This is a genomic window from Xanthomonas sp. NCPPB 3959, assembly GCF_056675575.1.
The window spans coordinates 213,905-222,001 of record NZ_JBWWVR010000010.1 but is presented as its reverse complement, the minus strand read 5'-3'; the positions used below and the strand labels follow the sequence as shown (position 1 = coordinate 222,001).

The following is an 8,097-nucleotide window of genomic DNA, read 5'->3' as shown; positions in this document are numbered from 1 at the left end:
TCTGGAGGCTTTCGAACCCGTTCGTTGTTGCGGTGCTTCGAGAAGCGCCGCCGTCCTGAGCGAGGTCGCGCAGTTTATCGAGACTGGGCAGAAGTGCAAGCACTTTTTGACACTGACATGACACGGCCGTCATTGCGCCAATGCGCGAGGCCTGATTCGACGACCACTCACCCTGAAGCGGCGCTGCCCACTCCATGTAGAACAAAGGGCTAGCTATAGGAAAGTGCTTGGGTATCGATCATCGGCATGCTCGGTAAGAATGCATGCACTAGATAGAGAGCTCTCGATGCTTACCTCCCGCAGCCTGCTCCGCGATCTGTCCCTGCCTGCGATTGCTGCAGGCTTTGTCACGGTGCTGGTGGGTTTTGCCAGCTCGGCGGTGATCGTGTTCGAGGCGGCACGCCATCTGGGGGCGGATCAGGCGCAGATCGCCTCGTGGATGTGGGCGCTCGGGATCGGCATGGGGGTGACCTGCATTGGATTGTCGCTGCGCTATCGCGTGCCAGTGGTGACGGCATGGTCCACGCCGGGTGCGGCGATGCTGATCGGCAGTGCGGCCGGTGTGCCGTTGCCTGAGGCGGTCGGTGCGTTTGTGGTGGCTGCAGTGCTTGGAATGGTGGCTGGTTTCTCGGGGTTGTTCGAGCGGGCGATCCGGCGCATTCCGATCTCGCTGGCCTCGGGCATGTTGGCCGGGGTGTTGTTGCGCTTTGGGCTGGATCTGTTCGTGGCGATGCAGAGTCAGGTGCTGCTGGCGCTGGCGATGCTGGCGACCTATCTGGTCGGGCGGCGCTGGTTTGCGCGTTATGCGGTGATTGCGACGTTGCTGGTCGGCATCGCGATTGCGGCCAGTGGCGGGCTATTGCACTGGACGGCGGTGCAGATGAAGTTGGCGCATCCGGTGCTGGTAATGCCGTCACTTTCGTGGGCGGCGCTGTTCGGGCTGGCGATTCCCTTGTTCGTGGTCACCATGGCCTCGCAGAACGTGCCGGGTGTGGCGGTGATCCGGGCCTCCGGCTATGCGGTGCCGATCTCGCCGACGATCGGCTGGATCGGTGCGGTCAATACGCTGCTGGCGCCATTCGGCGGCTTTGCCTTGAACCTGGCGGCGATCACCGCTGCGATCTGCATGGGACGCGAGGCGCATGAGGATCCGGCGCGGCGTTATGTGGCTGCGGTCAGTGCGGGCGTGTTCTATGTGGTGATCGGTTTGTTCGGCGCGACCGTGGCGGCGGTGTTTGCCGCCTTTCCGCGCGAGCTGGTGATGGCGATCGCCGGGATCGCGTTGTTGGGCACGATCGGCAACAGCCTGGCGGCGGCCTTGCGCGAAGACAGCGAGCGCGAGGCGGCGCTGATCACCTTTCTGGTCACGGCGTCCGGGCTGACGCTGGGCGGGATCGGTGCCTCGTTCTGGGGCCTGGTGGCCGGAACGATCACATTGTTGGTGTTGCGGCCGCGGGCCTAGCCGCGGCACACCATCCAGTGGATGGGCGTCTTATCGGATCGACTCACTGAGAAACCTTGCCCGACTGCGCCAAGCGATGCAGGCAACTGGACCGCAGCCAGCATGTTGCGAGCTTGCACTCGGCGCGGCACCGGCTCGCTTATTCGGGATCGCGTAGCTGCAGCAGCCAGTGCGCAGTGACGCCGCTGGGGCTGGGCAGCGGTTCGAGGTGGAATTGGCGGTAGACCGGTGAGCCACCGGGCGCGCGCAGCGGCAAGGTGACGTAGGCGGCGCGGCCTTGCCGCAGCGCCTCTTCGAGCAGTTCCACCTTGGACCGGGCGGCATCGCTGGCCAGCAGGGTCAGGATGTCGCAACCGATCAGGTCGGCCACTTCGGTCTGGATGAGCTCTGCGAACGCCGGGTTGACGAACATCAGCCGGTGCGCGGCCGTGGCTGCGCCACGTTCGATGATGGCCACGCCGTCGCGCAGACGCGACAGCGAGGCTTCGAGCAGGGTGAAATCCTGCTGGAAGCGTTTGCGTTCCATCAGTTCGATCAACACACGCAGGCTGCGGGCCGACTCCAGGTGCAGCGGCGACCAGCGACGCGCGCGGCCACGCACGGTTTCCTGCCAGAGATCGAAGCTCTTGCGTGGCGACAGCCGTGAGTTGGGGATGTCCGCCAGCTTCGCCAGCTGCGGATTGCCGGCCCAGTTGACCGTCTGCACCTGTTCGCGGCGGGTCCACAGCAAGGCGCTGCGCGACTGCGGCATCAGCGGCACGAAAATGAAACCGGCGGCCAGCGGTGCCAGATCGGCCAGCTCGGGAAACACCTCGCCGATCGCCTCCACATGCAGGGCACCGACGGCATCCTCGCGCAGGGCGGCGTGGTGTGCGGATTCGATATGGTCGCGGATGCGCCGCAGCGCGGCGGCATCGGGCGTGGTGCCATGGCGGCTGATCTCCTTGCCATGGAAGATCGCCACGCCGTCGGCATCCACCACGTCCATCAGGTCAGGCGCCATATCGGCGAGCATCTCCACCGTCATCTGAGCAGCGTCGTTAAAGTCGGTGATCAGCTTTTCGCGCACGGTAAGCAACACCGATTCCATGCGCGCACGCTCGACCGCCTGCAAGGCGCCGATGCGACCAGCCAGCGCGCGCGTGACCGCATCGGTGGCATCGCGCATGGCGTGGCTGGTGAAGTGCGGGCTGTAGTGGTGGCAGGCGATCAGCCCCCACAGCACGTCGTTGACCACGAGCGAGGAGACCAGGGTGGCACTCACGCCCATGTTGGCCAGATATTCCAGATGCACCGGCGAGACGCTCCGCAGGCTGACATCGCTCAGATCCACCGGCGTGCCCAGGCGCGGATGCAAGGTGGGCTCGATTGCGGCGGACTGGTAGCCGACATCGGCGATCTGGCGGACGCGGTTGCGCAGGTACAGCGCGCGCGCCTGCGCCGGGATGTCGGTGGACGGGTAACGCTGGCCGAGATAGGCCACCAATTCGGGGTTACGCGCCTCGGCAATGACTTCGCCATTCCACTCTTCGTCGAAGCGATAAATCATGACCCGATCGAAGCCGATCATGTTGCGCAGGCCCTTGACCGCACGCACCGCCGCTTCGTCGATGCCGGGATCACGCTCGATGCTGCGCAACAGCGGCAGCGCCTCGCGCAGGGTGACGTCCATCAGGCGGGCGTCGCGCGGTTCGATTTCGACCAGCCATTGCTCCGGATACAGATGCCAGGCGGCCACCCATGGGTGATCGGTGGGCGCGGCGCGCGTGGGGAAACGCACCTCGGCATGTAATAGGTGTTGCGCCTGGTCGTCGACCACGAACGGCTGCTCGCCGGGCAGTTCAAGCACTTGCGTGTAAGGCATGCCCAACAGTTCGGCCAGCGGCACGCCGAGCAACTCGGCGGCGGTGGTGCTAGCCTGCACGATGCGTCCATCGGCCGGCTCGATCACCAGCAGCACGCCGTAGGGCTGGATCAGGCCGGGAATGTGGATCGGCTCGCGAGCGCAGACATCCATATTCAGGGGTTCGGTTGGCTGGTTCACGGGCGCGGCTCCGCTGCGAGGCAGGTGTGGAAGTGGGCAAACATGGCCTGCGCACCGTCGATGGCGGCGGCGCGTGCGCAAGGCGTGTCGAGACGTTGGTTGAGCACGGTCTGGAAATGGCGCCAGCCGGCCGGATCGTCGTCGGCCAGTTCGAAGTAGCGCAGGGCATCGGCGAGACCGGGCTGCTGTTTGCGCAGGCTGCGCGCGATCATCCGGCCGCCCAGTTGCGAGCCTTCGATGACGTAGAGCATGCCCCAGCGCGCGGCATCGTTGCCGGCGGCGGGCGCTGCGATGGCAGTGCCTGGTTGCTGGCCGAGCGCGCGCAGGTCTTCGCGCAAGGCCGGCACGCGGCGGCGATACTGCCAGCCGGTTCCAGCCAGGGTACTGAGCCAATTGTACAGTTGCGCTTCGAAGCCGGCCAGCAGTGCATGGTGCCGGCGCAGGATCAGCGCATAGGCGTCGCGATCGACGCGTCCCTGCCCCAATGCCTGCATCAGCGGGATCGCTTCGACCAGGCAATGGACGCCCTGGGTGGCATCGCGCAGCACGAACGCGGCCGAGGGCGGAACTGCCAAGGCGTCGGAAGACATAGGGACTCGAGGCGGTGCCGCGGCACGAAGGACACCAGCCTAGCAGCGCCTGCGCAAATCAGATAAAGCGGGCGCGAGTGCAACGTGAATAGGTTGGCATTATCGCGGCGTTGCGTGCGCGATGCCGGGCCCACGCCCTGCCCGCTTCCAGGCCATGACCCAGCCTGCGGCAAGCAGGAGACCGGCCAGCAACCAGGGCGCGCCGGGCAGATGCAACGGGGCGCCGCTGCCGATAAACCAGGCAAACACGTTGGCGAACAACAACGGACCGGCGATGCCGGCCAGACTGATCAGGCTGGTCAACGCGCCCTGCACGCGGCCTTGCGCATCGGCGCCGACCTCGCGGGTGATCAAGGCCTGCGCGGACGGTGCGGCGATCGCCCAGAACGCGCTGATCGGCACGCCGATCAGGAACGCGGTGCCGCTGTCGGCCAGCCCATAGATGACGAAACCGATGACCCCACAGCCCAGGCCCAGCAACAGCGCGCGACGTTCGCCCAGCCAGCGCACCAGCCGGCCGACCAGCAACGCGTTGACGATGATGCTGCACACACCGACGCCGGCCAGCACCCAGCTCACTTCGCGCGGGCCCCAGTGATACTGGTAGCTGGCGAACAGCACGAAGATGCTGGGGTAGACGTAGTGCGCCAGGTTGGCCAGGAACACCACCGAGGCCAGGCCGAAGACCTGCGGGTAGCGACGCAGCAGCTTGAGCGCGCCAAGCGGGTTGGCATGCGACCAATCCAGCCGCGCGGTGCGGCGTTCGGCGGGCAGCGATTCGGGCAGCACGAACCAGCCGTACAACACGTTCAACAGCGCCAGCCCTGCGGCAAACCAGAACGGCCAGCGCAGGCCGATGCTGCCCAGCCAGCCGCCGATCAGCGGACCGGCGACAAAGCCAATGCCGAACGCGGCGCCGAGCATGCCGAACGCGCTGGCGCGTTTGTCGGCAGGGGTGACATCGGCGATATAGGCGTTGGCAGTGGAAAAGCTGGCCGAGCATACGCCGGAGATCACCCGCGCCAGCAGCAGCATCGGCAGGGAATGCGCGACCGCCATCAGGATGAAGTCCAGGCCCAGCCCCAGGCACGAGAGCAGGATCACCGGGCGGCGGCCGTAGCGGTCGGACAAGGCGCCCTGCAGCGGCGAGCAGACGAACTGGATGGCGGCAAACAGGAATCCGAACCAGCCGATCCAGCCGGCCGCCACGGCGTAGTCGCCACCGGTGAATTGGCGCACCAGATCCGGCAGCACCGGAATGATCACGCCGAAAGACAGCACGTCGATCAGCACGGTGATGAAGATGAAGATCAGCGCGGCGCGGCGCCGGCCCGGTGCAGGAGCGGATGCGGAATCGGGAGAGATGGACATCGCGCGGCACGCAGGGGCGAAGCGGCGAGTGTAGCGGTGGAGATGGGCTTACGTACCCTCATCCGCCCTTCGGGCACCTTCTCCCGAGGGGAGAAGGGAAGCGCTTGGCCTGTGCGTCAGAAGAGCCTGGTCTCTGTGTCCAGCGCAAGATCATTGGGATGTCATTTAAGCCCCTCTCCCGCCGGGAGAGGGGTTGGGGTGAGGGTATGGGGCGAAGCCACACGTGCACTCAAACTCCACCAGGCTTCGCGCGTACCCTCATCCGCCCCTTCGGGGCACCTTCTCCCGGTGGGAGAAGGGAGTCATCGCTGCCTCTTTATTTTCTTCGAAAGCAGCGCGGGTTCTGCGCGTGCCTTGGGCGATTCTTGCGGTTACTGGACGCTGATGGTCTGGGTCAGCGTGTGGCTGGCGCCGGGGGCGAGTTCGATCACGTCCGGGCCGGCATTGGCCGCTTCCAGGCAGACGTAGTCGCGCCAGCCGGCGCCCACGTCGGCCATCTTGGCGGCGGCCTCTTCGCCCGGGTTCCAGGCCACCAGCGAACGGCTGCCCTGGGTGGCGATGACGATGCGGCGGCCGAGCACCGGGTCGGTCAGGGTGTAGCGGCCACCGGCGTTGGTGTAGATGCGGTCGCTGCGGCCGGGATCGCGCGGATCGCGCAGGCTCCAGTCGCCTTGCTGACGGTGGGCGGTGGCATAGTTTTCGTACTTGTCGAGGTAGTCCAGCCCGTCCAGGCCTTGCACGCTGACCTTGAGCGCGTCGCCGACACGGAAATAGTTGTGCAATGCCTGGGTGAAACGCACCGGGGCCTGGCTGGTGTTCTCGGTGATCAGGCTTTGTTCGAGCGTGCGGCCGATACGCAGGGTCATGCGCAGACGCAGCGCCAGGTCGTCGAAGCTGGGCGGAGTCAGCGTGAGCACCAGGGTGCCGTCGTCTTCGCGGCGGCTGTCGGTCAGCTGCCACGGCACGGTGCGCACGAAGCCGTGCGCGGGCACATCGCCGGTCTGATCCTGGCGGCCGAAGTACGGCCAGCACACCGGCGCGCCGCCGCGGATCGGGGTGGGCGGCTGCTTGGCGGTGGGCGACAGCCACATCACGTCCTGCCCGCCCTTGGGCACGAACGACAGCAGCTGGCCGCCGAACAGGCTGATGGCCGCGCTGGAGAACGGGGTGTCGATCAACAGCGAGGGGAAACCGTGGAAATCGCCTGTGCGCAGGCCGGTGAGGTCGGACATGGGGGGTGCCTTCTGGACGATGGGGGATTGGACGAATGCGGGATAGGCGGCCGGCAGCTTGAACGCGGTGGCGCGGATGGCGGCGGCGCCAGTGACCGGCGGGGCGGCACGCAGGGCGGTGAGGATGCGCTGGCCGGGGCGGCCGTCGGCCGGTTGCAGGCCCAGGCGGGTCTGCTCGACCTGGATGGCGCGGCGGGTGGCGCTGCCGACCATGCCGTCGGCCTCGCCGATCAGGTGGCCGCGAGCCAGCAGCAATTGCTGCAGTTCGCGCCGTTCGGGGCGGCCCAGGCCGGGATCGTCGGTGGGCCAGGCCGCGACCAGGCCGGGGCCGCCGCGCAGGCGGTCGGCGAGCAACGCGATCGACAGCGCGTAGCTTTCGGCCGCGTTGTAGGCGTAGATCGCGTCGTAGTTGCGGAAGACCAGAAACGCCGGCCCGGTCGGGCCAGCCGGTAGCAGCAGCGCCGCCGGGGTATCGGCGGGCACACCGGTCGGCGCCAACGCCTTGCCATCGGTGCCGAGCAAGCCGGCGGTCTGCCAGGCCTGCAGCGGTTGGCGACGGGTGCGGCCGGCCTTGCTCGCATCGAAGCCGGCAGGCAGGCGCACTTCCATCCCCCAGGGGCGGGCGCGCTCCCAGCCGGCCTTGACCAGATAGTTGGCGGTGGAGGCCAGCGCGTCGGAAATGCTGGCGACCAGATCGCGGCGGCCGTCGCCGTCGCCATCCACCGCGATGCGGGCGTAGGTCGAGGGCATGAACTGGGTCTGCCCGAAGGCACCGGCCCAGGAGCCGGTCAACCCGTCCGGAGATAAGTCGCCTTGCTGCAGCAGGCTGAGCAAGGCGAGGAATTCGCCGCGAAAGAACGGCTGGCGGCGGCCCGCGCACGACAGCGTGGCTAATGAGACCAGCAACGGGCGCTTGCCGGTGACGCGGCCGTAGTCGCTCTCCACGCCCCACACCGCCACGATGGTGGCAGGATCCACGCCGGTCTGTTCGGACAGGCGGGTCAGCAACTCGCGGTGGGTGACCAACATGGCCTGCCCGTCGGTGACACGCTGGCTGTCGACCAGGCTGGCGAGGTAATCCCAGATCGGAGTGGTGAATTCGGGTTGGGCATCGAGCAGCGGCAAGACGCTGGGATCGGGCGCCAGGCCGGCGGTGAAACGCTGGAAGTTGGCGGCCTCCACGCCCCTGGCGGCGGCCTGGGTCTGCAGGCCCGCCAGGCAGCGGTCGAAGGCCGGATCGGCACAGGCGACTAATGGCAGCAGTGCCAGCAGCGTGGGCAGGACGCACCGGATCGGCATCATGGCGTGGTGGCCGGCGTAGAGACGGACGTCATGCGGTGGAGCGCTCCTGCGGCAAGTCGAGCCGCCGAGGATAGCCAACCTGGCTGGTTGCAGGCG

5 protein-coding genes are annotated in these 8,097 nt (G+C 67.3%); 1 reads left to right on the top strand and 4 read right to left on the bottom strand.

The window, feature by feature from the left end:
- The first annotated feature begins 286 nt into the window (after nucleotides 1-286).
- Entirely contained in the window at nucleotides 287-1,462 is a 1,176-nt protein-coding gene (locus tag AC1KVG_RS13770) for a benzoate/H(+) symporter BenE family transporter (RefSeq protein WP_481094761.1), read from the top strand.
- Nucleotides 1,463-1,601: 139 nt separating this feature from the next.
- Here AC1KVG_RS13770 and bphP read toward each other — a convergent pair whose 3' ends face one another.
- The 4 genes from bphP to AC1KVG_RS13750 all read right to left on the bottom strand — a co-directional run bounded on the left by bphP (nucleotide 1,602) and on the right by AC1KVG_RS13750 (nucleotide 8,001).
- Complete coding sequence (gene bphP, locus AC1KVG_RS13765) at nucleotides 1,602-3,506, bottom strand: bacteriophytochrome BphP (protein WP_481094760.1); 1,905 nt, start codon at nucleotides 3,504-3,506, stop codon at nucleotides 1,602-1,604.
- The gene (locus AC1KVG_RS13760) at nucleotides 3,503-4,096 is read right to left on the bottom strand and encodes a biliverdin-producing heme oxygenase (RefSeq protein ID WP_481094759.1); all 594 of its coding nucleotides are present in this window, start codon (nucleotides 4,094-4,096) and stop codon (nucleotides 3,503-3,505) included. The genes bphP and AC1KVG_RS13760 overlap by 4 nt, the downstream gene beginning before the upstream one ends.
- A 99-nt stretch (nucleotides 4,097-4,195) precedes the next feature.
- Nucleotides 4,196-5,467, bottom strand: a complete 1,272-nt coding sequence (locus AC1KVG_RS13755; RefSeq protein WP_481094758.1) for a TCR/Tet family MFS transporter — start codon at nucleotides 5,465-5,467, stop codon at nucleotides 4,196-4,198.
- 371 nt (nucleotides 5,468-5,838) lie between these two features.
- Nucleotides 5,839-8,001: a lytic murein transglycosylase gene (locus AC1KVG_RS13750; protein WP_481094757.1), complete on the bottom strand. Its 2,163-nt coding sequence runs from the start codon at nucleotides 7,999-8,001 to the stop codon at nucleotides 5,839-5,841.
- Nucleotides 8,002-8,097 lie beyond the last annotated feature (96 nt).